The organism is Ensifer sp. Root558 (assembly GCF_001427045.1).
Classification (GTDB): domain Bacteria; phylum Pseudomonadota; class Alphaproteobacteria; order Rhizobiales; family Rhizobiaceae; genus Ensifer; species Ensifer adhaerens.
Map to the genome: position 1 here is coordinate 767,761 of NZ_LMGC01000001.1, position 21,256 is coordinate 789,016.

General features: G+C 62.2%; 23 protein-coding genes. 15 read left to right on the forward strand and 8 right to left on the reverse strand.

The window, feature by feature from the left end; all coding sequences use genetic code 11:
- The first annotated feature begins 159 nt into the window (after positions 1–159).
- Together ASD63_RS03810 and ASD63_RS03815 are read left to right on the forward strand one after the other, a co-directional pair.
- A complete protein-coding gene (locus tag ASD63_RS03810) occupies positions 160–999 on the forward strand; it encodes a UDP-2,3-diacylglucosamine diphosphatase (RefSeq protein ID WP_034795046.1) in 840 nt (279 codons plus the stop codon).
- 97 nt (positions 1,000–1,096) lie between these two features.
- Entirely contained in the window at positions 1,097–2,317 is a 1,221-nt protein-coding gene (locus ASD63_RS03815) for an MFS transporter (RefSeq protein WP_034795045.1), read from the forward strand.
- On the opposite strand, the gene dgcA is transcribed toward ASD63_RS03815, so the two are convergent.
- Complete coding sequence (gene dgcA, locus ASD63_RS03820) at positions 2,269–3,252, reverse strand: N-acetyl-D-Glu racemase DgcA (protein ID WP_034795044.1); 984 nt, start codon at positions 3,250–3,252, stop codon at positions 2,269–2,271. The genes ASD63_RS03815 and dgcA overlap by 49 nt on opposite strands.
- Positions 3,253–3,491: 239 nt before the next feature.
- On the opposite strand from dgcA, the gene ASD63_RS03825 reads away from it, so the two are divergent.
- From ASD63_RS03825 to ASD63_RS03840, 4 genes are all read left to right on the forward strand, one after another.
- Positions 3,492–4,640, forward strand: a complete 1,149-nt coding sequence (locus tag ASD63_RS03825) for an ABC transporter permease (protein WP_034795042.1) — start codon at positions 3,492–3,494, stop codon at positions 4,638–4,640.
- Positions 4,641–4,662: 22 nt separating this feature from the next.
- Positions 4,663–5,472 (forward strand): ABC transporter ATP-binding protein, encoded by an 810-nt coding sequence (locus tag ASD63_RS03830; RefSeq protein WP_034795281.1) that lies wholly within the window; start codon positions 4,663–4,665, stop codon positions 5,470–5,472.
- Positions 5,473–5,554: 82 nt separating this feature from the next.
- Positions 5,555–6,925 (forward strand): MlaD family protein, encoded by a 1,371-nt coding sequence (locus ASD63_RS03835; RefSeq protein ID WP_034795040.1) that lies wholly within the window; start codon positions 5,555–5,557, stop codon positions 6,923–6,925.
- 86 nt (positions 6,926–7,011) lie between these two features.
- Positions 7,012–7,626, forward strand: a complete 615-nt coding sequence (locus tag ASD63_RS03840) for an ABC-type transport auxiliary lipoprotein family protein (protein ID WP_034795038.1) — start codon at positions 7,012–7,014, stop codon at positions 7,624–7,626.
- Positions 7,627–7,642: 16 nt separating this feature from the next.
- Here the strand turns inward: ASD63_RS03840 and ASD63_RS03845 are convergent, their stop codons facing one another.
- Positions 7,643–7,915, reverse strand: a complete 273-nt coding sequence (locus ASD63_RS03845) for a BON domain-containing protein (protein WP_060528795.1) — start codon at positions 7,913–7,915, stop codon at positions 7,643–7,645.
- Between the two features lie 153 nt (positions 7,916–8,068).
- On the opposite strand from ASD63_RS03845, the gene ASD63_RS34870 reads away from it, so the two are divergent.
- Positions 8,069–8,245, forward strand: a complete 177-nt coding sequence (locus ASD63_RS34870) for a hypothetical protein (protein WP_156400740.1) — start codon at positions 8,069–8,071, stop codon at positions 8,243–8,245.
- A gap of 140 nt (positions 8,246–8,385) precedes the next feature.
- Here ASD63_RS34870 and hemF read toward each other — a convergent pair whose 3' ends face one another.
- Positions 8,386–9,297: an oxygen-dependent coproporphyrinogen oxidase gene (hemF, locus tag ASD63_RS03850; RefSeq protein WP_034795020.1), complete on the reverse strand. Its 912-nt coding sequence runs from the start codon at positions 9,295–9,297 to the stop codon at positions 8,386–8,388.
- A 211-nt stretch (positions 9,298–9,508) separates the two neighbouring features.
- Between hemF and ASD63_RS03855 the strand changes: the two genes are divergently transcribed.
- Positions 9,509–9,769: a hypothetical protein gene (locus tag ASD63_RS03855; RefSeq protein WP_034795016.1), complete on the forward strand. Its 261-nt coding sequence runs from the start codon at positions 9,509–9,511 to the stop codon at positions 9,767–9,769.
- A gap of 85 nt (positions 9,770–9,854) precedes the next feature.
- Here ASD63_RS03855 and ASD63_RS03860 read toward each other — a convergent pair whose 3' ends face one another.
- Together ASD63_RS03860 and soxR are read right to left on the reverse strand one after the other, a co-directional pair.
- A complete protein-coding gene (locus tag ASD63_RS03860) occupies positions 9,855–10,094 on the reverse strand; it encodes a hypothetical protein (protein WP_034795013.1) in 240 nt (79 codons plus the stop codon).
- Positions 10,095–10,146: 52 nt separating this feature from the next.
- A complete protein-coding gene (gene soxR, locus ASD63_RS03865; protein WP_034795010.1) occupies positions 10,147–10,617 on the reverse strand; it encodes a redox-sensitive transcriptional activator SoxR in 471 nt (156 codons plus the stop codon).
- A gap of 77 nt (positions 10,618–10,694) precedes the next feature.
- On the opposite strand from soxR, the gene ASD63_RS03870 reads away from it, so the two are divergent.
- Positions 10,695–11,270, forward strand: coding sequence for an NADPH-dependent FMN reductase (locus tag ASD63_RS03870; protein ID WP_034795007.1), 576 nt, complete (start codon positions 10,695–10,697; stop codon positions 11,268–11,270).
- Positions 11,271–11,346: 76 nt separating this feature from the next.
- On the opposite strand, the gene ASD63_RS03875 is transcribed toward ASD63_RS03870, so the two are convergent.
- Entirely contained in the window at positions 11,347–11,808 is a 462-nt protein-coding gene (locus ASD63_RS03875) for a tRNA (cytidine(34)-2'-O)-methyltransferase (RefSeq protein ID WP_034795003.1), read from the reverse strand.
- A 6-nt stretch (positions 11,809–11,814) separates the two neighbouring features.
- On the reverse strand, positions 11,815–12,387 hold the full coding sequence (locus tag ASD63_RS03880) for a GNAT family protein (RefSeq protein WP_051659327.1): 573 nt from the start codon (positions 12,385–12,387) through the stop codon (positions 11,815–11,817).
- 412 nt (positions 12,388–12,799) lie between these two features.
- On the opposite strand from ASD63_RS03880, the gene ASD63_RS03885 reads away from it, so the two are divergent.
- The 5 genes from ASD63_RS03885 to ASD63_RS03905 all read left to right on the forward strand — a co-directional run bounded on the left by ASD63_RS03885 (position 12,800) and on the right by ASD63_RS03905 (position 19,782).
- Entirely contained in the window at positions 12,800–14,653 is a 1,854-nt protein-coding gene (locus tag ASD63_RS03885; protein ID WP_034795000.1) for an ABC transporter ATP-binding protein, read from the forward strand.
- Positions 14,654–14,773: 120 nt separating this feature from the next.
- A complete protein-coding gene (locus tag ASD63_RS03890; protein ID WP_034794995.1) occupies positions 14,774–16,639 on the forward strand; it encodes an ABC transporter ATP-binding protein in 1,866 nt (621 codons plus the stop codon).
- Positions 16,640–17,006: 367 nt separating this feature from the next.
- Complete coding sequence (gene petA, locus ASD63_RS03895; RefSeq protein ID WP_034794992.1) at positions 17,007–17,585, forward strand: ubiquinol-cytochrome c reductase iron-sulfur subunit; 579 nt, start codon at positions 17,007–17,009, stop codon at positions 17,583–17,585.
- Between the two features lie 14 nt (positions 17,586–17,599).
- Positions 17,600–18,880: a cytochrome b N-terminal domain-containing protein gene (locus tag ASD63_RS03900; RefSeq protein WP_034794990.1), complete on the forward strand. Its 1,281-nt coding sequence runs from the start codon at positions 17,600–17,602 to the stop codon at positions 18,878–18,880.
- Positions 18,881–18,912: 32 nt separating this feature from the next.
- Complete coding sequence (locus tag ASD63_RS03905) at positions 18,913–19,782, forward strand: cytochrome c1 (protein WP_034794986.1); 870 nt, start codon at positions 18,913–18,915, stop codon at positions 19,780–19,782.
- 296 nt (positions 19,783–20,078) lie between these two features.
- Here the strand turns inward: ASD63_RS03905 and ASD63_RS03910 are convergent, their stop codons facing one another.
- Complete coding sequence (locus tag ASD63_RS03910; protein WP_034794983.1) at positions 20,079–20,645, reverse strand: GrpB family protein; 567 nt, start codon at positions 20,643–20,645, stop codon at positions 20,079–20,081.
- Between the two features lie 182 nt (positions 20,646–20,827).
- Here ASD63_RS03910 and ASD63_RS03915 point away from each other — a divergent pair, with 182 nt between their 5' ends.
- Complete coding sequence (locus ASD63_RS03915) at positions 20,828–21,211, forward strand: hypothetical protein (RefSeq protein WP_060528797.1); 384 nt, start codon at positions 20,828–20,830, stop codon at positions 21,209–21,211.
- Positions 21,212–21,256 lie beyond the last annotated feature (45 nt).

Here is a 21,256-nt window from a genome sequence, read left to right on the forward strand (position 1 = left end):
CATTCGTGGTCGTGCCTTTTGGCATGAATTCGAAGCGAGGTACAGTTTTGCAGTGCTGATTTCAGCGGGGGGACCGGTGACGCAATGTTGATGTCATCTTCCTGAAACACGAGTCTGGTTTCACGAAGGCAGAAAGCATAACCTGAAGACGAGGCTCGCATGATGGCGGCGCAGCAAGACAACTCCGTACGAAAGCTCAGGACGTTGTTCATCTCGGACGTCCATCTCGGCTCGAAGGCCGCCAAGACCGACTACCTGCTCGACTTCCTGCGGCATCATGAAGCGGAGACGATCGTTCTGGTCGGCGACATCGTCGACGGCTGGCGGCTGAAGCGCAGCTGGTACTGGCCGCAGAACTGCAACGACGTGGTGCAAAAGCTCCTGCGCAAGGCGCGCAAGGGCGCCCGCATCGTTTACATCCCCGGCAATCACGATGAATTCCTGCGCGACTTTCCGGGCGTGCATTTCGGCGGCATCGAGGTGGCGCAACGCTACATGCACGAGGGGGCCGACGGCCGTAAATATCTCGTGCTGCACGGCGACGAATTCGACGTCGTCGTGCGCAACGCCCGCGTGCTCGCCTATCTCGGCGATTGGGCCTACGACACGGCGATCGCCATCAATATCGGGCTTGCTGCGGTCCGCCGACGTCTCGGCATGCCCTATTGGTCGTTCTCGTCCTGGGCGAAGCTCCAGGTCAAGCACGCCGTCAACTTCATCGGCGAGTTCCAGAAGGTGGTCGCCGAGGAGGCGCGCCGTCACGATGCGCAGGGCGTGATCTGTGGTCATATCCACCATGCTGTCATCGAGGAGATCGGCGACATCCGCTACATCAACACCGGCGACTGGGTGGAAAGCTGCACGGCGATTGCCGAGCACCACGACGGCACGATGGAACTGATCACCTGGCACCAGATGCGCGGTGGCGCCAGCGAAGGCGAAGCCTCTGGCGAAGCGGACAAACTGCTCGCCCAACTGCTGACCCAGCGCGCGGCCTGACCTTCGCGGCGCAGCGATATTCCTGTCGCGAAAACTAGGTTATGGCGAGGGGCGCCCGGCTCGTGCTAGAGATTGGGCACAGCCATCAGGTCAGACGATGATTCCCTTCCAAGCGCCCGCCTATGTGGGCCCTCCGCCGCGCCATTTTGCGCTTCGCATTGCTTTGCTCTTCTGTGCGCCGCTGATCGTCAACGGCTTCGCGATGCCATATTTCCCGATGTGGCTGAGCACGCTGTCGATGAGCGACTTCGAGATCGGCGTCGTTCTGGCGTTGCCGATGTTCGTGCGCGTCATCACGGCGCCGATCGCCGGCGTCATTGCCGATAGGCTCGGCGAGCGGGCGATCGTCCTGATCTGGTCCGGTTTCCTGTCGCTCGCAACGGCCGTGGTTCTGTTCTATTTCCGCGAATTCTGGCCGGTGCTCGTGATCTATACGCTGCAGTCGGCCGTCTATTCTCCCTATGTGCCGATCGTTGAGGCGATCGCGCTTTCAGGCGTGCGGCGCTGGGGCTTCGACTACGCCCATATGCGGCTCTGGGGCTCGGTCGCCTTCATCGGCGCGACGATGCTCGGCGGCTGGATGGTGGGCATCTTCGGCAGCGACATGGTGCTGCCGGCGATGGCGATCGGCTTCGGCCTGACGATCATCATGGCCTATGCCGCGCCACGAGTCGGCAAGCCGCGGCGGCCGTCACCGATCACGGCATTGACGGAGCCGCCGCCGAAGTCGCTGCGGCAGCTCGACCTGCAGTTGCTGCTGATCGGGGTGACGCTGGTCAACGCCAGCCACGCGATGCTCTTTGCCTTCTCGGCGATCTATTGGCAGCACATCGGCTACAGCGGCACCGAGATCGGCCTGCTCTGGAGCGCGGGCGTCGCGGCGGAAGTGACGATGTTCATCTTCGCCAAGGCGATCAGCCGCCGTTTCAGCGTCTGGGTGATGATCCTGTCCGGCTGCTTTCTCGCCGTGGTGCGCTGGATCATCTTCCCGATGGATATCGGCTTCAGCGGCTATTTCATCCTGCAGTGCTTCCACGCTTTCACCTATGCGATCATGCACACCGGCATGCAGCACAAGCTGGTCGAGCGGGTGGTGGAATCACAGGAAGCGTCGGCGCAGGGGCTCTACTTCTTCTATACCGGTATCTTCACCGCGATCTTCACGTTCCTGTCCGGCTATTTCTACGCCTGGTACGGGGTGAACGGCTTCTATTCAATGTCGGTCGTCGCCTTTGCCGGCTGCTGCTTTGCCGTCACCGCCTGGTATCTTCAACCCCAGAGGCGCGGCTCCGGCGGGAAGACAAGCGAGGCCTCGTAGCGCAGGCCGGGCTCGCGATCCTGCGCCAGCAGCAGCGGCCCGTCGAGATCGACGAAATCCGCGCCTTGCGCCACCAGGATCGCCGGCGCCATCGCGAGCGAACTGCCGACCATGCAGCCGACCATGACCTTGAGCCCGAGCGAGACCGCCTCATCGCGCATGCGCAGTGCCTCGGTCAGGCCGCCGGTCTTGTCGAGCTTGATGTTGACGGCGTCGTAACGCCCGACGAGAGCAGCGAGGTCGCCGGTCGCGTGCACGCTTTCATCAGCGCAGATCGGAACGGGACGGGCGATCGTTGCCAACGCCTCGTCGCGGCCGGCGGGAAGCGGCTGCTCGATCAGGTCGATCCGTTCCTCGGCGCAGATCGCAAAGTGATAGGCAAGCGTTTCGGGCGTCCAGCCCTCGTTGGCGTCGAGGATGATGCGGCTTTCCGGTGCGCCGGCGCGCACCGCACGGATGCGGGCAGCATCATCCGACGTGCCGACCTTGACCTTGAGGAGCGCGCGGTGGGCATATTTGGCGGCCTGCTCGCGCATCGCGTCGGGCTCGGCAAGCGAAAGCGTATAGGCCGTGGTCAATGCTTCCGGTGAAGAAATGCCGGCAAGAACATGGGCCGACTTGTTTTTCTGCTTTGCTTCCAGATCCCACAGCGCGCAATCGACGGCGTTGCGGGCAGCACCCGGCTTCATCGCGCGCTGCAGATCGGCGCGGCTGAGCCCGGCCTCGATGTGGTGGCGGATGGCGGCGATTTCGGCGAGCACCGTGTCGATCGTCTCGCCGTAGCGGCCGTAGGGAACGCATTCGCCGGAGCCCGTATGGACACCGTCTCCGATGCGGCAAGTGACGACGCTTGCCGTCGTCTTGGAGCCGCGCGAGATCGTAAACGTGCCCGCAATCGGGAAATGTTCCACGGTGGCATCGAGGGAAAGTGACATGAAAGCGTCTCCGGCAGGTAATCTGTTGGCCCGGCGTCATAGCGCCGCAACGTTCGGGTGACAGCAAAGGTGCGAGCCGTTATGACGGTGGAAGGATTTACGAATCTTTACACAGTCGTTGCCTCCGGTCGGACGCGCAACAGACGTGGTAACACTTTAGGTCTGCTGCACAATCTTGTCCTCAAATCTATCGAGATTGGACGAGTTTTGCAGAGGCAAATCGGGATAACAGAAGACACGTGTCGCAAGCCGCCCGCAAGATGACCGCCGATGTCGCGCTGTCCGAGAGTGGCGGCGGGCGAAGCTATGTCTTTACCGGCACCTGGCGGCACGAGACGGCCGAAGCGATGGCGGCAAAGCTCGACGGCCTTGCGCGCAAGGGCGACGGGGCCGCGCAGTTCGATCTGTCCGGCGTGACGGCGATGGATACCGCAGGCGCCTGGATCATCCGCCGCTTCATGACCCGTGTCGTCGGCCCGTCGCGCGACAACGTTCATTTCGCCGAAGGCGGACAGCGCTATGTCGAGCTGATCGACGCCCTGCCGGCTGAACTGCGTTCGCCGGAAAAGAACGGCGAACGGCTGCCGCTGTTTCAGCGCATCTTCGCCCCGGTCGGCGAGGTCATGGCGGCGACGTGGGAAGATATCGTCGCTGCGATGTACATCCTGGGGTCCGCGGTGCGCGGCGCCCAGCTTAAGCTTGGACGGCACAGCGGCGTCTCGCCGGCGGCGATTGTCCACCAGATCGACCGCATGGGCGTGAAAGCCGTACCGATCATCACGCTGATGTCGTTCCTGATCGGCGCCATCATCGCCCAGCAGGGCGCGTTCCAGCTGCGCTATTTCGGCGCCGAGGTCTTCGTCGTCGATCTCGTCGGCATCCTGCAGCTCCGTGAAATCGGGGTGCTGCTGACCGCGATCATGATCGCTGGCCGCTCCGGCAGCGCGATCACCGCCGAAATCGGCTCGATGAAGATGCGTGAAGAGGTGGATGCGCTGAAGGTGATGGGGCTGAGCCCGGTCGGCGTACTCGTATTTCCGCGCCTCGTGGCGCTGACCGTCGCGCTGCCGCTCTTGACGATCATCGCAAACTTCGCGGCGCTCGTCGGTGCGGCGCTCGTTGCCTGGGGCTATTCCGGCATCACGATCCCAACCTTCCTCGCCCGATTGCAGGAAGCCATCGATTTTTCGTCGATCGCCGCCGGCATGATCAAGGCGCCTTTCATGGCGCTCATCATCGGGGTCGTGGCAGCCGTCGAGGGCTTGAAGGTTGGCGGCAGCGCGGAGTCGCTCGGCCGCCACGTGACGTCTTCGGTGGTCAAGTCGATCTTCGTCGTGATCCTGATCGACGGGCTCTTCGCCATGTTCTACGCGGCCATTGATTTCTGATGCGGAGAACAGCGTGAACCCAATCGAAAAGAGTCACGAGGGGTACCAGCCGACCGAGGCGAACGGGCGCGAGGCCGTGCTTTCCGTTCGCGACCTGACGGTCGGTTTCGGCTCCAACATCGTGCTCGACAAGCTGAACCTCGAGATCTACCGCGGCGAAATCCTCGGCTTCGTCGGAGCGTCCGGCACCGGCAAGTCGGTGCTGATGCGCACGGTTCTGAGGTTGCTTGCGAAGCGGTCCGGCAAGATCGAAATCCTCGGCGCGGACTACGACAACATCACCGAGGGCGAACGCATCGCGCTCGACATGCGTCTTGGCGTTCTCTTCCAGCACGGAGCGCTGTTTTCGGCGCTGACGGTGCGCGAGAACATCCAGGTGCCCATGCGCGAATATCTCGACCTGCCGCAGAGCCTCATGGACGAGCTGGCGCGGGTGAAGATCGAGCTGGTCGGCCTTGCGCCGGAGGCGGCGGAAAAGTACCCGTCGGAGCTTTCGGGCGGCATGATCAAGCGCGCCGCACTTGCGCGCGCGCTGGCGCTCGATCCGGACCTGGTCTTCCTCGACGAGCCGACCTCGGGGCTCGATCCGATCGGGGCGGCGGAGTTCGACGAGTTGATCGCCAAGCTGCGCGACACGCTGGGATTGACCGTGTATATGGTGACTCACGACCTCGACAGCCTCTTTTCGGTCTGCGACCGCATCGCGGTTCTCGGCAAGAAGAAGGTCCTGGTCGAAGGCACGGTGGAAGACATGCTGGCCTGCGACGATTCGTGGGTGCAGTCCTATTTCCGTGGCAAGCGGGCACGATCGATCGTGCGGAACGATCAATGAATCTTGAGAAGCCGATTTTGATGCCCAGGCGTCGAGATCGGAGGTAGAGCCGGTGAAGCGGCCACGAAGGTAGTCGGTACGAATGGAAACGAAAGCGAACTACGCCATTGTCGGTTTCTTCACGGTGTTCGTGGTCGCAGCCGCATTCGGCTTCGTCTACTGGATGTCGCAGTATGGCCGTAGCGGCGAGATGATCGAGCTGGTGGTCAACATTCCGGGGTCGGCCAACGGCCTTTCGGTCGGCTCTCCGGTGCGCTTCAACGGCATTCCCGTCGGCACGGTTCGCAACCTCGCGATCGATGCCAACGATCCGCGTTATTCGATCGCGCTGACCGAGGTTTCGGTCGACGCGCCGGTGCTCAAGTCGACCAAGGCGACGCTGGAAGTGCAAGGCCTGACCGGTGCGGCCTATATCGAACTCAGCGGTGGCCACAAGGGCGACGAAAACATCCTGAAGACTGCGATCGAGAAGGGTACGCAGGCGCGTATCCTTGCGGACCAGTCGAGCGTCACCAGCCTGCTCGCGACGGCCGACCAGATTATGGACCGCGCCAACAGCGCCATCACCGACATCCAGGGCTTCGTCACTGACGTGCGCGGTCCGCTGACCAAGACGATCGGCAATGCCGAGACGTTTTCGAATGCGCTCGCGAACAATTCCGGCGCGATCGATGACTTCCTGAAGAGCGTGACGGAACTCTCCGGTTCGGTGAGTGCTGCGTCCAAGAAGCTCGATTCGACTCTGGAATCTGCCGAAACTCTGGTGAAATCGGTGGATCCGAAGAAGATCGATCAGATCGTCTCGAACGTCGAGCAGATCAGCACCGACCTGAAGGCTGCGTCGGGCGGCGTTTCCGAAACCATCGCTGCCTTCCGGCGCACGGTCGAAACCTACGAGCAATTCGGCAAGAACGCCCAGAAGACGCTGGAGCGGGTCGATACGCTGGTCGCCTCGGTCGACAAGCAGAAGGTGGAGCTCGTCGTCAACGACATCACAGCGGCGACGGCGGACGCCCGCAAGACGGTGGCCAACATCTCGCAGTTCGCCGACAAGATCACGGCGCGCCAGCAGGACATCGACCGCACGATCACCGACGTCACGCAGCTGGCAAGCAAGTTGAACGCTTCGGCCAACCGGGTCGACAGCATTCTCGTCAAGGTCGACGGTTTCCTCGGCGATGCGGACGCGCCGTCGCTTTCGGCTGACGCCCGCGCGACGCTCGCCTCGTTCCGCAAGATGGCGGACAACCTGAACGCCCAGATCGGCCCGATTGCGGAGAACCTCAAGCGCTTCTCGAATTCGGGGCTGCGCGACGTCGAGGCGCTCGTCACAGATACGCGCCGCACGGTGCAGAGCCTCGAGAACACGATCTCGACGTTCGACAAGGATCCGCAACGCCTTCTCTTTGGCGGCGAGACGGTAAAGCAATATGATGGCCGCACCCGACGCTGAGTCGGTGGGCACAGCCGGCGTGGGGCCGGGTGGTGTGTTTCGATCGGGAATGCGCCGAAGTTGTGTGGGACAAAGGTAACGGCAGTATGAGTTTTCCAGGGCTGGTGGGCGTGCGAGTAGCGGGAGCGTGGCGCTCCGCCCTGATGATCATGCTGGCAGCAGGACTTGCTGGCTGCGGTACCAAAGCGGTCAACGACACCTACAGTCTTTCGGCAAGGCCGGCCGTCGAAGGTCGCGCATCGACCGGCAAGCAGATCCTCGTGCCGGAGCCGACGGCTCTGAAGGCACTCGACAGCGATCAGGTCGTCATCCGCCTCTCCGGCGCGGAACTGCAATATCTCGCCAAGGCTCAGTGGAGCGACCGCCTGCCGAAGCTGGTACAGGCGAAGCTCGTGCAGGCCTTCGAGGACACAGGCAAGATCGGCGGCGTCGGCAAGCCCGGCCAGGGCCTGGCGATCGACTACCAGGTCATCACCGAAATCCGCGCCTTCGAGATTTCGACCGAGGGCGCCGACACGGCCAATGTCGAAATCTTCGCCAAGATCCTCAACGATCGCAACGGCACGGTGCTGGCGCAAAAGGCGTTTCGCGCCACGGCCGCGGTCAGGGGCACGGGCAACACGGCCTTCATCAAGGCCATGGATCAGGCCTTCGCCAATGTTTCGGCAGAAATCGTCAGCTGGACGCTCGGCTCCATCTGAGGAACCGAGAACGCTTCTATCTTGCGGCGACCGTCTCGATCCGGTTGATCACTTCCGCGACGCCTTGCACCTGTTTTGCCGCCTCTTCGGCGCGGAAAACCTCGCCTTCGGTCGCCACGAAACCGGCAAGCACAATGGTGTTGCCTTTGGCGGTAACAGTGACATCGGCTGCATCGAGGCCGGGCGTGACAGCCAGGAGATGGGCGACGCGGCGCTCCAGTTCGGCCGGGTGATCGGCCMCCTGCCGCTCCGGTTCATCGCCGTAAAATGTCCGTTTCTTGAAGATCATTGTTTTCACCTCGCTCGACGAAGGTGAAACGCCTGATAGCGGGCTTTGTTCGCCTGTTTCATTCGAAACAGCGGGGTGGGACTGATCCGTGCGATGGCTCGTTTCAGGCGACGGGCGGCTCCGTCGCGGTCGGATTACACGGGGATATACAAAATGCGCAGTTCTTGCTTCGCCATGGCTCTGGCGACGACGATGGCACTTGCCTTGGCCATGCCGGCGAAGGCCGCGAACTATAGCTACGGCTGCAAACCGAGCTGCGTCGTCAAAACCGAACGGGCTTATGGCGCCGACGGTAAGGTCTTCTGGAAGAAGGTGCGGATCTGCAAGTGACGTCAGGAATTCCGAAGCGGCCCGCGACGGCATTGGTCAGCGGGCCATTCATCGGCTCGATCGCGCTATGACGCGGTCCCGGAGAAGAAGCGCATCTGCGCGGTGCGAGCGCTTCTCTCTGCCTGTCTAAGCTGCTGAGTTTACGGCCAGCGCACGACCGGGGGCAGGGACGACAGGATCGACTCGACATTGCCGCCGGTCTTCAGGCCGAAGATGGTGCCGCGATCGTAGAGCAGGTTGAACTCGACATAGCGGCCGCGGCGCACCAGCTGTTCGTCGCGGTCGTTTTCGGTCCAGGGCGCATTGAAATTGGTGCGCACGATCTTCGGATAGACGATGGCGAACGCCTTGCCGACATCACGGGTGAAGGCGAAATCGGCGTCCCAGCCGCCTTGCTCTTCCGAGGAATGCAGCCAGTCGTAGAAGATGCCACCGGTTCCGCGCGCCTCGTTGCGATGGGGCAGGAAGAAGTAGTCGTCACACCACTTCTTGAACTTGGCATGGTCGGCGACCGCATGGCGCCCGCAAGTGATCTCCATCGCGCGGTGGAAGAGCTGCGTGTCGGGATCCGTCATGACGCGACGGCGATCGAGCACCGGAGTGAGGTCGGCGCCGCCGCCGAACCAGTTGCTGGTCGTCACCACCATGCGGGTGTTCATGTGAACGGCCGGCACGTTGGGATTGACCGGATGGGCGATCAGCGAAATGCCCGAAGCCCAGAAACGGGGATCTTCGGCTGCACCCGGGATCTGGCTGCGGAATTCGGGCGAGAACTCGCCGTAGACGGTCGAGGTGTGCGCGCCGACCTTTTCGAAGACGCGGCCTTCCATCATCGACATGCGGCCACCGCCGCCCTTGCCATCCTCACGGCTCCAGTCCTTGGCAACGAAGCGGCCGGGGGCGCGGTCAGATAGCGGCCCGGTCAGCTCATCCTCCACCGCCTCGAAGGCGGCGCAGATGGTGTCGCGCAGCCCTTCGAACCATGCACGCGCCTCCGCCTTCTTATCTTCGATGTCTGCGGGGAGCCCCTGGGGTAGCTGCGGTCGTTCCATGAAATTACGTCCTGTTGGCGGGATTTCCCGATGAGATGCCGCCGATTCGATTGAAGTCGCCACAGTTCACACTTTGGCGCTGATGGCAACGGCGGTCCAGCGCTTCGGCCACTCGGTCGCGGCGTGTCCTTGGCCCCGGCGAAACCCGCCTACACAAAGCTCTGGCAAAGGCAGGCTTGCCTCACTATCTTACAATCCAGAGGTATAGCCCATGGCAAGAATACCTGCAGGCCCGCCGCTCGATGGATTGCGGCGGCAGATCGCCCGGCATCGCCGGGAAAATCCGACACGAGGCGACGGCCTTTTCGTGCGGGAAACCTTTCGGCTCGACCGCAGTGCTGCCCGTGCAAAAGCGCGGGAATGGTTCGACACCTGGCCGAAGGCCGCCTACTGGACCGAGGTGGAAAGCTGGCGCCAGCTCGAGGGCGACGAGATCGAGTTTACGATGCGCCGCCTGCCGACCGCGGATTGATCCATCGCCCCTGCCGCTTTTTCTGAGATCACCGGTCACGTCAACAAACGCGCCAGATTCCCTGCGAGCCAAGGTAGCACAGCGCTCAACCTCGATTTCGATCCTGAATATAAATCAGAGTTTTTCCGAGAAGAATCAATAGATTAATGATGGCTACCAGCCCGAGTATCACGGTCCCCAGGGCAAGCGCCAGGAATGTATTGACGGCGCATTGCTGATCCCCTGCGGCGCATGCGCGATCGTCAAGATAATAGAACCATGAGAACAGGATGAGAGCGAGAAGAGGAAGGACTATCGCAACTCGGCCTCTTAGTTCTGACTTCATCTTCTTTTCCGCACAATGACCATGCGTAGGCACCTTTGGTCGTGGCGGCCGCTCAAGGGTGGCTGTCTTCATCCATGAGCCTTGGGCCGGCGCCTTCCATCGACAGCACGTCGTGCGGATTGCGCAGAGGACATTCGCGCAGCGACAGGCAGCCGCAGCCGATGCAGCTCGTCAGATGGTCGCGCAACGCCATCAGGCTGGCGATGCGTTCGTTCAGCTGTTCGCGCCAGTTTTCGGACAATCTGCCCCAATCCTCGACCGTCAGCGGACGATCGTCCGGCAAAACCGACAAAGCGTCCTGGATTTCCGACAATGGAATGCCGGTGCGCTGCGCCACCTTGATGACGGCGACGCGCCTGAGCACGCCGCGCGGATAGCGGCGCTGGTTGCCGCGGGTGCGGTTGCTGCGGATCAGCCCCTTGGCCTCGTAGAAATGCAGGGTGGAGACGGCGACGCCGCTGCGCTCCGCCACTTCGCCCACGGTCAGTTCGCGGCGCAATTCGCTTTGTTTCACAATCGTCATAACGGCTATTGACCTCAACTAATCTTGAGGTTTTATAGCATTGGCTCCATGACTGAGACAACAGGAGCTTGATCCCCATGACTGAGAAAATGACCCTCGCCGTGATCTATGGCAGCGCGCGGCAGGGTCGCTTCTGCGACACAGTCGCCAATTGGCTGATCCGGGAACTATCGGCTTCCGACACCTTCTCCCTGACGATCATCGACCCGGCGCGGCTCAGAACGTCGCGCGGCCTTGGCGCGGCGGTCAATCCGGGCGAATGGCTGGAGCGCAAGATCGCCGAGGCGGATGCCTTCATCGTCGTTACACCCGAATACAACCACGGCTACCCGGCGGCGCTGAAGGAACTGATCGACTCTGTCTACGAGCCCTGGCACGCAAAGCCGGTCGCCTTCGTCTCTTACGGCGGCGCCTCGGGCGGCATTCGCGCGGTCGAGCAATTGCGCCAGGTGTTTGGAGAGTTGCACACGGTGACACTGCGCGACGGCGTGGCCTTCCCGAAGGCGTGGTCGAAGTTCGATGCTGCCGGCAACCTCTATAAACCGGAGGAGCTCCGCGCGCCGCTGTTTTTGATGATGGATCGCCTGACCTGGTGGGCGCGGGTGCTGAAGCAGGCGCGCAAGAGCAAACCTTACAACGAAGTCGCGGCGTAACGTTGGAAACGAGGGCTCTCGGCCGGGCTCTCAAAGAGCTCGGCCTGCCGCCAAGGAGACGGCTATGGAGACGGTATCAAATCGGCGAAACCTGCCGGATCGCTTCGCCCGCAATCATCGCGGCGGAGATCGCGATGTTCAGCGAGCGCTGGCCGTCGGCCATCGGAATGAGGATGCGGCCATCGGCGCGCTCGTGCACGTGATCGGGCACGCCGGCGCTTTCCCGCCCGAAAAGCAGGATGTCGTCTGGGCGGAAATCATAGCGCGTATAGGGCAGGGCAGCCTTGGTGGAGGCGAGCACCAGCCGACGTCCGCTCGCCGAGCGCCACTCTTCGAAGCGCTCCCAGTTGACGTGACGAGTGAGCGCCACCGACGCGATGTAGTCCATGCCGGCGCGCTTCAGGTTTCGGTCGGAGAGGTCGAAGCCGGCCGGCTCGATCACATCGACCGAAAGCCCGAGACAGGCGGCCATGCGCAGGATCGTGCCGGTATTGCCGGGAATATCGGGCTGGTAGAGGGCGATGCGCAGATTGCTCACGTCAGGTTACTCGTTTCCGGGGGCGTTGCGCCGCGTATCGAAATCCGCAGCCAGGATGCCCATCATGATGTCGTCGTGCCACTCACCGTCGATCAGCGCCGATTCGCGTTCGCGGCCCTCGATCGAGAAACCGGACTTGAGATAGGCCGCAATCGCCCGCTCGTTGAAGGCGAGGACCCTCAGCGAGACCCGATGAAGGGCAAGTTCGTCGAAGGCATAGGCCAATACCCGCTTGATGACCGCCGTGCCAAGACCCTTGCCAAGGCGATCCGGATCGAAAATGCCGATGGCGAAGTTCGCGCGGCGATCGGCGCGGTTGATGTTGTCGAGCCGCACTTCGCCGACGAGGCCGTCCTGATCGATGATCCAGGCGGCCGGATGTTCGGCGATGCGCGTTACCCAGGCGTCCGCTTCACCGTGGCCGAAGAGGCCGGGAAACGACCTGCCCGCACCGAACATCCGGTAGATATCCGGATGGCGGCCGAGCCTCAGGCGCACGTCTGCGTCACCCTCGCGGGGGCGCCGCAGGAGAAAGCCGACACTTTGAAGGTCAGGAGGCGTGTCCGATGAAGCGATCATCCTTGTTCTCCGCCGCGAAACGTCCGGCGCTGCTTGCTTTTGAGGTCGCTCATATTGCCTGCGCTAATCTGTGCCGAAACGGCAACAGCGGTCGGAGCGATGAAAAATTGGGCAAGAAAGTGCCTGCGACAATCTGGCATGCGAGCGCGAATAAGGGTAGAGATCGGACCTCTTCAACGCGAACCGACGGAGGCAAACATGAATGTATTGATGTTGACACGCCTTCCTGGAGTAGTGGGCCACCGTTTGGCCTGACCGGTTCCGCGACCTATCTTTTAACCGAGATCGACGCGCTTCCGGGACTCCGGAAGACGAAGCCCTTTGCGGGCTGCATTTCCGGACTGACTTTTTCATCATAAGAATGCGGGGCGAAATCCCGCTTTCCTTCAAAATACTCTGAAGGAGCAATGTTATGTTTGGCTGGTTTGAATCCCGCCTCAATCCCTATCCGCCGGAGGAGCCGACGGTTCCGCCGAAGACTCTGTTCGGCTTCTGCTGGCACTACTCCAAGCCGGCTGCGCCGTGGCTCATCATCATGTCCGTCTGTACGGCGCTGATCGCCATTGGCGAAGTGGCGCTGTTCCAGTTCCTCGGCAACATGGTGGACTGGCTGTCGAGCGCCGACCGCGAGAGCTTCCTCGCCGCCGAAAGCGGACGGCTGTTCTGGATGGGTGCGCTCGTCCTCATCGGCCTGCCGGGCCTCGTGGCGATCGATTCGCTGATCATGCATCAGGTGCTGCTCGGCAACTATCCGATGATCGCCCGCTGGCAGATGCACCGCTACCTGCTGCGCCAGAGCATGACCTTCTTTGCCAACGAGTTCGCCGGACGCGTGGCAACGAAAGTCATGCAGACGTCACTAGCCGTGCGCGAAACCGTGATGAAGATCCTCGACGTCTTCGTCTATGTCGTCAGCTACTTCGTCACGATGCTCGCCGTCGTCGCCACCGCCGACTGGCGGCTGGTGATCCCGCTCGGCATCTGGCTGGCGATCTACATCTGCATCGTCAGCTATTTTGTGCCGCGGCTGCAGAAGATCTCCAAGGAGCAGGCGGACGCGCGCTCGATGATGACCGGCCGGATCGTCGACAGCTACACCAATATCGGTACGGTCAAGCTGTTCTCGCATGCCGGCCGCGAGGAAGGCTATGCGCGCGACGGCATGGACGGCTTCCTCGACACCGTGCATCGCCAGATGCGCAAGGTGACGCTGTTCCACGTGCTGGTCTATGCCAACAACAGTATCGCGCTCTTTGCGATCGCAGCGCTTGGCATCCATCTGTGGCTGACGAGTGCGATCTCCGTCGGCGCGATCGCGATCGCCGTCGGCCTTGCGATGCGCATCAACGGCATGTCGCAGTGGATCATGTGGGAAGTCTCGGCGCTGTTCGAGAATATCGGCACGGTCTATGACGGCATCGGCATGATGACCAAGGCGCACGACATCGTCGACGAGCCGGACGCCAAGACGCTGACAGCGGACAAGGGGGCGATTGCCTTCGACAACATCCGCTTCCACTACGGCAAGGCCAAGGGTGTCATCGATCACCTGTCGCTCGATATCAAGCCGGGTGAGAAGATCGGCCTCGTCGGTCGCTCGGGTGCGGGCAAGACGACGCTGATGAACCTGCTGTTGCGCTTCTACGACCTGGAGGACGGTGCGATCCGGATCGACGGCAAGGATATCTCCACCGTCACGCAGGACAGCCTGCGCTCGCAGATCGGCGTCGTGACGCAAGACACCTCGCTCTTGCACCGCTCCATTCGCGACAACATCGCCTATGGCCATCCGGAAGCGGACGACGAGGCGATCATTGCGGCGGCCAAGAAGGCGAACGCCTGGGACTTCGTCCAGGGGCTCGAGGATAACCAGGGCCGCAAGGGCCTGGACGCGCAGGTCGGGGAACGCGGCGTCAAGCTCTCCGGCGGCCAGCGCCAGCGTATCGCGATCGCGCGCGTGTTCTTGAAGGACGCGCCGATCCTGATCCTCGACGAGGCGACCTCGGCGCTCGATTCCGAAGTCGAACAGGCGATCCAGGAGAACCTGTTCGCGCTGATGGCCGGCAAGACGGTGATCGCGATCGCCCACCGCCTGTCGACGCTGACGGAGATGGACCGGCTGGTGATCCTCGAGGCCGGCCGCATCGTCGAGACCGGCTCGCATGCCGAGCTCGTTGCCCATGGCGGTCTCTACGCTGACCTCTGGTCTCGCCAGTCGGGCGGCTTCATCGCCGACGACGTCGAGAAGGAAGAGGCCGCAGAGTAAGCAACCTGAGGCCCGCCGTTCGAAAGAGCGGCGGGCCTCTTTGTTAGACGTTACGCATTTGTAATCTGCAATTGTGTCGAAACCGATTGCTGTTCCTGCCGAACCGCCTATATCGGAACCATGCTCAGCGCCATCGTCAGCCTCTTCGAGAACTGGATCAAGCCCTTCGCACCGCGCGAGCGCCTGCAGCCGCCGAAATCGCTCTGGGGGTTTGCCTGGTTCTACGCCAGACAGGCCAAGGGACCGTTCATCGCTATGGCCGTCTTGGGCGGCCTCGTCGCCATGCTGGAGGCGGGTCTATTCTACTTCGTCGGGCGGCTCGTCGATCTGCTCGACACCGTGAAGCCGGAAGCTGGCTGGAGCGGGTTGATCGCCGCCAATGGCCCGGAGCTTCTGTTCATGCTCCTGACAGTCATGGTCTTCCGTTTCATCGCGGTGTCGTTGGCGGCGCTCGTCGAAGAACAGGCGATCACGACAGGCTTTTTGAACCTGGTGCGTTGGCAATCCTACGTGCACGTCGCCAGGCAGTCGCTGACCTTCTTTCAGAACGACTTTTCCGGCCGCATCGTCACCAAGGTCTGGGCCGGCGCTCAAGCAACGAGCGACCTGCTCGTCTCGCTGCTGCAGGTCGTCTGGTTCATCGTCATCTACACGGCGTCCACCATGGCGCTGGTGGCGCAGCTCGACTGGCGTCTGGCCGCGATGGTCGGCTTCTGGATCGTCGTCTTCCTGGTGCTGGCGCGCTTTTTCGTTCCACGCATCCGCAAGCACGCCCGCGATACCGCCGAAATGGCGTCGATGCTGAACGGCCGCATGGTCGATGCCTATTCCAACATCCAGACATTGAAGCTCTTCGGGCGCGACGAGGAGAACGACCGCTATATCCGCGGCGGCTTCGACCGGTTCCAGCGCGCGGTCATCCCGTTCACGCGGCTCTTGACGGCCGTGCGCGCCTCGCTGGCACTGCTTTCCGGCCTGATGATCACGGCGATCGCGGTCTACGCCATCCATCTCTGGCTCGCAGGCTCGATCAGTTCCGGCGCGGTCGCCTTCACGCTGGCACTGGTGCTCCGGCTCAACATGCTGCTTGGCCGCATGATGACGCAGTTCAACTCGATCATGCGCAACATCGGCACGATCCAGAACTCGGCCGAACTGGTCTCTCAGCCGATCGGTCTCGTCGATCGGCCCGACGCGACGGAACTGGCCGTGAGCAAGCCGGAAATCCGCTTCGAGCACGTCCGCTTCCACTACGGCAAGGGCGACCGCGTCATCGACGATTTCTCGCTCGTGGTGCGCCCGGGCGAGAAGGTGGGCATCGTCGGTCGCTCGGGCGCCGGCAAGTCGACGCTCGTCAACCTGCTGCTGCGCTTCTACGATCTTGAAAGCGGGCGCATCCTGATCGACGGCCAGGATATCGCGTCCGTCAGGCAAGAGTCGCTGCGCGCCCAGGTCGGCATGGTCAGCCAGGATACTTCACTTCTGCATCGCTCGATCCGCGACAACATCCTCTTCGGCCGTCCCGACGCGAACGAGGAGCAACTGATCGCTGCGGCGCGGAAAGCCGAAGCCTACGACTTCATCGCCGACCTTCAGGACCAGCGCGGCCACAAGGGGCTCGACGCCCATGTGGGCGAGCGCGGCGTCAAGCTTTCGGGCGGACAGCGGCAGCGCATCGCGATCGCCCGGGTGATGCTGAAGGATGCGCCGATCCTCGTGCTCGACGAGGCGACCTCGGCGCTCGATTCCGAAGTCGAAGCGGCGATCCAGTCCAATCTCGACCGCCTGATGCAGGGCAAGACGGTGCTCGCGATCGCGCATCGGCTGTCGACGATCGCCGCGCTCGACCGGCTGGTGGTGATGGACAAGGGGCGGATCGTCGAACAGGGAACGCACGCCGAACTTGTCGCCCGCGGCGGGCTTTACGCCGGGCTCTGGTCACGCCAGTCCGGCGGATTTCTCGCCCGGGAAGAGGCGGCGGAGTAGGGCGCTTTACGGACGCCTTCAAGCCCATCCGGCGGGCGTAAATTCCGCCCAACTGATGGCCGTCAAGTCCTTGTGCCAATTGGCCGCGCTTTTCCCCGCGACAATCTGCCCACATGCCCTTGTCAAGGCTGGACATAATTTGCGATCAAGCATAGAACGCGCCGGATTGACGGGGATTCTGCGTGCTGTGCGCGCGCCGATTCTTTTCGGATTCTGTGCCGATGTCGCATTTGCAACCGCAAGGCGATGGGGCGACAGCACTATGAATAGGGCGTGGTTCCTTGACCTGGATCAAACCGCAAGGGGCAGGAATTTCGCCGGGGGCGGATGCGGTTTCCGCAATATTGCGTGAGAGGATGGTTTAGCCGTGAGCGAACACGACACTTCAAGCGAGGCCTTGGGCGAGCCCACTCGCCGCGACTTCCTTTATCTGGCTACCGGTATGGCAGGCGTCGTCGGCGCTGGTGCCGTCGCCTGGCCGTTCATCGACCAGATGCGTCCGGACGCATCGACGCTCGCGCTCGCCTCGATCGAGGTTGACGTATCGAGCCTTCAGCCCGGTATGTCGCTGACGGCGAAATGGCGCGGCAAGCCGATCTTCATCCGCAACCGTACGGAGAAGGAAGTCGAGGAGGCAAAGGCCGTCAAGCTGGACGAGCTTAAGGACCAGGTTGCGCGCAACGCCAACCTTCCGGCCGACGCTTCCGCGAGCGACCTCGATCGTTCCGCCGGCGAAGGCAAGGAAAACTGGATCGTCATGATCGGTTCCTGCACCCATCTCGGTTGCGTGCCGCTTGGCCAGGCCGGTGATTTCGGTGGCTGGTTCTGTCCCTGCCACGGTTCGCACTACGATACGGCCGGCCGCATCCGTAAGGGTCCGGCGCCGGAGAACCTTCACGTGCCGACCTTCTCGTTCGTATCCGACACAGTTATCAAGATCGGTTGAGGGGACTACTGATAATGAGTGCTGAACATTCAACCTACACGCCGACGACTGGCATTGAGAAATGGGTTGATTCCCGTCTGCCGTTGCCGCGTCTCGTTCACGATAGCTTCATCAGCTACCCGGTTCCCCGGAACCTGAACTACGCCTACACCTTCGGTGCCATGCTCTCGGTCATGCTGATCGTACAGATCCTGACCGGTATCGTGCTGGCCATGCACTACGCCGCTGAAACGACCGTCGCCTTTAACTCGGTCGAGAAGATCATGCGCGACGTCAATCACGGATGGCTGCTGCGCTACATGCACGCCAACGGCGCATCCTTCTTCTTCATCGCCGTCTACCTGCACATCGCCCGTGGTCTCTACTACGGCTCGTACAAGGCTCCGCGCGAAATCCTCTGGATCCTCGGCGTGGTCATCTACCTCCTGATGATGGCGACCGGCTTCATGGGCTACGTTCTGCCCTGGGGTCAGATGTCCTTCTGGGGCGCGACCGTTATCACCGGCTTCTTCACCGCCTTCCCGCTGGTGGGTGAGTGGATCCAGCAGTTCCTGCTCGGCGGCTTCGCCGTTGATCAGCCGACGCTGAACCGCTTCTTCTCGCTGCACTACCTGCTGCCCTTCATGATCGCCGGCGTCGTCGTCCTGCACATCTGGGCGCTGCACGTAACGGGTCAGACCAACCCGACCGGCGTTGAAGTCAAGTCCAAGACCGACACCGTGCCCTTCACGCCCTATGCGACGCTGAAGGATGCGCTCGGCGTTTCCGTCTTCCTGATCATCTATGCCTGGTTCGTCTTCTACCAGCCGAACTTCCTCGGCCACCCGGACAACTACATTCCGGCTGACGCGCTGAAGACGCCCGCTCACATCGTTCCGGAATGGTACTACCTGCCGTTCTACGCGATGCTGCGCGCCATCACCTTCAATGTCGGCCCGATCGACTCCAAGCTCGGCGGCGTTCTGGTGATGTTCGGCTCGATCATCATCCTGTTCTTCCTGCCCTGGCTCGACACGTCCAAGGTCCGCTCGGCCGTCTACCGTCCGTGGTACAAGCTGTTCTTCTGGGTCTTCGTGGCCAACGCCATCCTGCTCGGCTGGCTCGGCTCGCGTCCGGCGGAAGGCCTGTACGTCGTGATGTCGCAGATCGGCACGCTGTACTACTTCGGCTTCTTCCTCGTCATCTTGCCGGTCCTCGGTCTGATCGAGACGCCGAAGCGCATTCCGAACTCCATCACCGAAGCGGTGCTGGAAAAGCAGAATGCCAAGGCGCAGCCGGCTGCCGCGCGCGCCTGATCAGAACAGCGATTGATAAGGAACCCACAACAATGAAAAAGCTTGTTACAGGCATTCTGTCACTCGCTGTCGTCGCTGGTCTCGGTCTCGGTACGGCTGTTGCCGAAGAGGCGAAGGGCGGCGAGGAGCATGGCGGCGGTACGCCCCACTATCCGATCCACAAGCCGGAACAGCAGGACTGGAGCTTTGCCGGTCCCTTCGGTCACTACGACAAGGGTCAGCTTCAGCGCGGCCTGAAGGTCTACGCCGAAGTCTGTTCTGCCTGCCACTCGATGAACCTGGTGTCCTTCCGCACGCTGGAAGGCCTGGGCTATTCGGAAGGCCAGGTAAAGGCCTTTGCGGCGAACTACGAAGTTCAGGACGGCCCGAACGCCGACGGCGAGATGTTCACCCGCAAGGCTGTCGCCTCCGACCACTTCCCGTCGCCTTACGCGAACAAGGAAGCGGCTGCCGCATCGAACAACGGTGCAGCTCCACCGGACTTCTCGCTGATCGCCAAGGCTCGCGGCATCGAGCGCGGCTTCCCGCAGTTCATCTTCGACATGTTCTGGCCCTACCAGGAAGGCGGCCCGGACTACATCCACGCGCTGCTGACCGGCTACCAGGATCCGCCGCAGGGCGTCGAAGTGGCTGAAGGCACGCACTACAACCCGTACTTCGCCAACGCTGCCGCGCTGGCGATGGCTCAGCCGATCTCCGCCGACCAGGTCACCTATGACGATGGCACGCCGCAGACGGTCGACCAGTACGCAAAGGACGTTTCGGCGTTCCTGATGTGGGCCGCCGAGCCGCACCTCGAAGAGCGCAAGCGCACCGGCTTCATGGTCATGGTGTTCCTGCTGATCTTCACCGGCCTGGTGTACCTCACCAAGAAGTCGGTCTACGCCAACAAGGAACATTGATCGGCTCCGGCTCAGGCCGGTACGACCAAGACCCAACGAAAAAGGCCCCGGTTCGTCCGGGGCCTTTTTCGTTTGCCACCGTGCATCCCGACACCGTTGACCTTGGGCGAGGAATTTGGCCGGACCTGCAGCAAGTTCGCGATGCTTCACGCATTCCTTTGGCGAAGGGCAGGCGGCTAAACACCAGTCGCTCGCAGGACAGGCTTGCGATGCAGACAGCAGCTACCGTATTCGGCCGATCATTGGCCACCGCACCGATCTCGGATTAAGGCTGTGCCGGGCAGCGGAAGACCGGCCTACGCATCGGAAGGACCTGGTCTCCAGCCGCTTGCCGCAGCCCACCGATCCGCGCGTCGAATGACCTGCCACAAGTGTTCCGACTTGCCCTCGGTATAGGCTGCCCGGTCGTGGCGATGTCGGCTTGCCAATGCCCGCTTCAGCTCGACGTATGGGCCGTGTTCCTCGGCATGGGCGCGCATGTAGTCGCGAAACAGCAGCGACCATTGTTCCTGCCAGCTTCCCGCTCGGCGCACGTGGATGTGCGTGCGTTCGTCGCCAGGGCGCTCACGAAAGTAGCGTTTCGCCAGATCGGTATTCTGCGGCCGCCACAGGTAGCCGATCGCCGCCATTTTTTCCGCCAGCACGTCGAGGGACTCCAGATCGGCAACGGAAATCTGAACATCGATGATCGGCTTGGCAGCCAGACCACGGATTGCGGTGGAGCCGATATGGTCGATACGCAAGGCATGATCGCCCAAAACCTGGCGGATCGTCTTCGCCTTGGTGGCAAACCGCTCCGCCCAATCGGAGGACCAATCGCAGATTTCAATCGGCTGTGTCGTGCAAGGCAGCTCCCTATCCATCGGACGAACTTCAGATGCAGAGCGTGATGATGTCAACATTCATTCCTGCGTTCCACCTGTCTGGCTGGCAGAGTGTCTGGCCGTCCGGATGCCGTTAAGGACGACTGCATGTTATGGTTGCATAGACCGTTGGCGCCCGCCTAGAAGGCTGCGTTATTGTTTCTTCAGAGGGGTGAATCTCGATGTCTATTTCTTTCAAACGCCTGGCGGTGGTCGCCGTGGTAGCTCTTGCCTTTGTTCCCGGTATTGCACAGGCCGAGAGTTACGCGACGCTCACCAAGCAAGGCTACGCCACCGGCAAGCTCTCCAGGGGCAAGTCCGGCGCCTGGGGCTGGGTGGTCGGCAACGGAGAGAAGACGTTCTTTTGCCGGCTGAACGTCGCTTCTGCCTATGTCAACAAGAAGGAGATGGTGAGCTTCACCGCAAGCGGCCGCATGCTCAAGATCGACCGTGCGACCTACGACGGCGCGCTCGGCGGACCGGACCCGAACAAGCCTTACCTGAAGGATCTGCAGGCGGGCCGGGTCAAGCCCGCCGATGTCGGCGGCTGTTCGCCACTGCGTTGAGCCGGTCCAGTCAGCACGCGTCGCCAGGCGCGGCTAAAGCATGTC

Excerpts from the sequence above, each read along its gene's own strand:
- ASD63_RS03810 (WP_034795046.1), top strand. The coding sequence starts at position 160 with ATGATGGCGGCGCAGCAAGACAACTCCGTACGAAAGCTCAGGACGTTG.
- ASD63_RS03815 (WP_034795045.1), top strand. The coding sequence starts at position 1,097 with ATGATTCCCTTCCAAGCGCCCGCCTATGTGGGCCCTCCGCCGCGCCAT.
- dgcA (WP_034795044.1), bottom strand. The coding sequence starts at position 3,252 with ATGTCACTTTCCCTCGATGCCACCGTGGAACATTTCCCGATTGCGGGC.
- ASD63_RS03835 (WP_034795040.1), top strand. The coding sequence starts at position 5,555 with ATGGAAACGAAAGCGAACTACGCCATTGTCGGTTTCTTCACGGTGTTC.
- ASD63_RS03840 (WP_034795038.1), top strand. The coding sequence starts at position 7,012 with ATGAGTTTTCCAGGGCTGGTGGGCGTGCGAGTAGCGGGAGCGTGGCGC.
- ASD63_RS34870 (WP_156400740.1), top strand. The coding sequence starts at position 8,069 with ATGCGCAGTTCTTGCTTCGCCATGGCTCTGGCGACGACGATGGCACTT.
- hemF (WP_034795020.1), bottom strand. The coding sequence starts at position 9,297 with ATGGAACGACCGCAGCTACCCCAGGGGCTCCCCGCAGACATCGAAGAT.
- ASD63_RS03855 (WP_034795016.1), top strand. The coding sequence starts at position 9,509 with ATGGCAAGAATACCTGCAGGCCCGCCGCTCGATGGATTGCGGCGGCAG.
- ASD63_RS03860 (WP_034795013.1), bottom strand. The coding sequence starts at position 10,094 with ATGAAGTCAGAACTAAGAGGCCGAGTTGCGATAGTCCTTCCTCTTCTC.
- soxR (WP_034795010.1), bottom strand. The coding sequence starts at position 10,617 with ATGACGATTGTGAAACAAAGCGAATTGCGCCGCGAACTGACCGTGGGC.
- ASD63_RS03870 (WP_034795007.1), top strand. The coding sequence starts at position 10,695 with ATGACTGAGAAAATGACCCTCGCCGTGATCTATGGCAGCGCGCGGCAG.
- ASD63_RS03880 (WP_051659327.1), bottom strand. The coding sequence starts at position 12,387 with ATGATCGCTTCATCGGACACGCCTCCTGACCTTCAAAGTGTCGGCTTT.
- ASD63_RS03885 (WP_034795000.1), top strand. The coding sequence starts at position 12,800 with ATGTTTGGCTGGTTTGAATCCCGCCTCAATCCCTATCCGCCGGAGGAG.
- ASD63_RS03890 (WP_034794995.1), top strand. The coding sequence starts at position 14,774 with ATGCTCAGCGCCATCGTCAGCCTCTTCGAGAACTGGATCAAGCCCTTC.
- ASD63_RS03900 (WP_034794990.1), top strand. The coding sequence starts at position 17,600 with ATGAGTGCTGAACATTCAACCTACACGCCGACGACTGGCATTGAGAAA.
- ASD63_RS03905 (WP_034794986.1), top strand. The coding sequence starts at position 18,913 with ATGAAAAAGCTTGTTACAGGCATTCTGTCACTCGCTGTCGTCGCTGGT.
- ASD63_RS03910 (WP_034794983.1), bottom strand. The coding sequence starts at position 20,645 with ATGGATAGGGAGCTGCCTTGCACGACACAGCCGATTGAAATCTGCGAT.
- ASD63_RS03915 (WP_060528797.1), top strand. The coding sequence starts at position 20,828 with ATGTCTATTTCTTTCAAACGCCTGGCGGTGGTCGCCGTGGTAGCTCTT.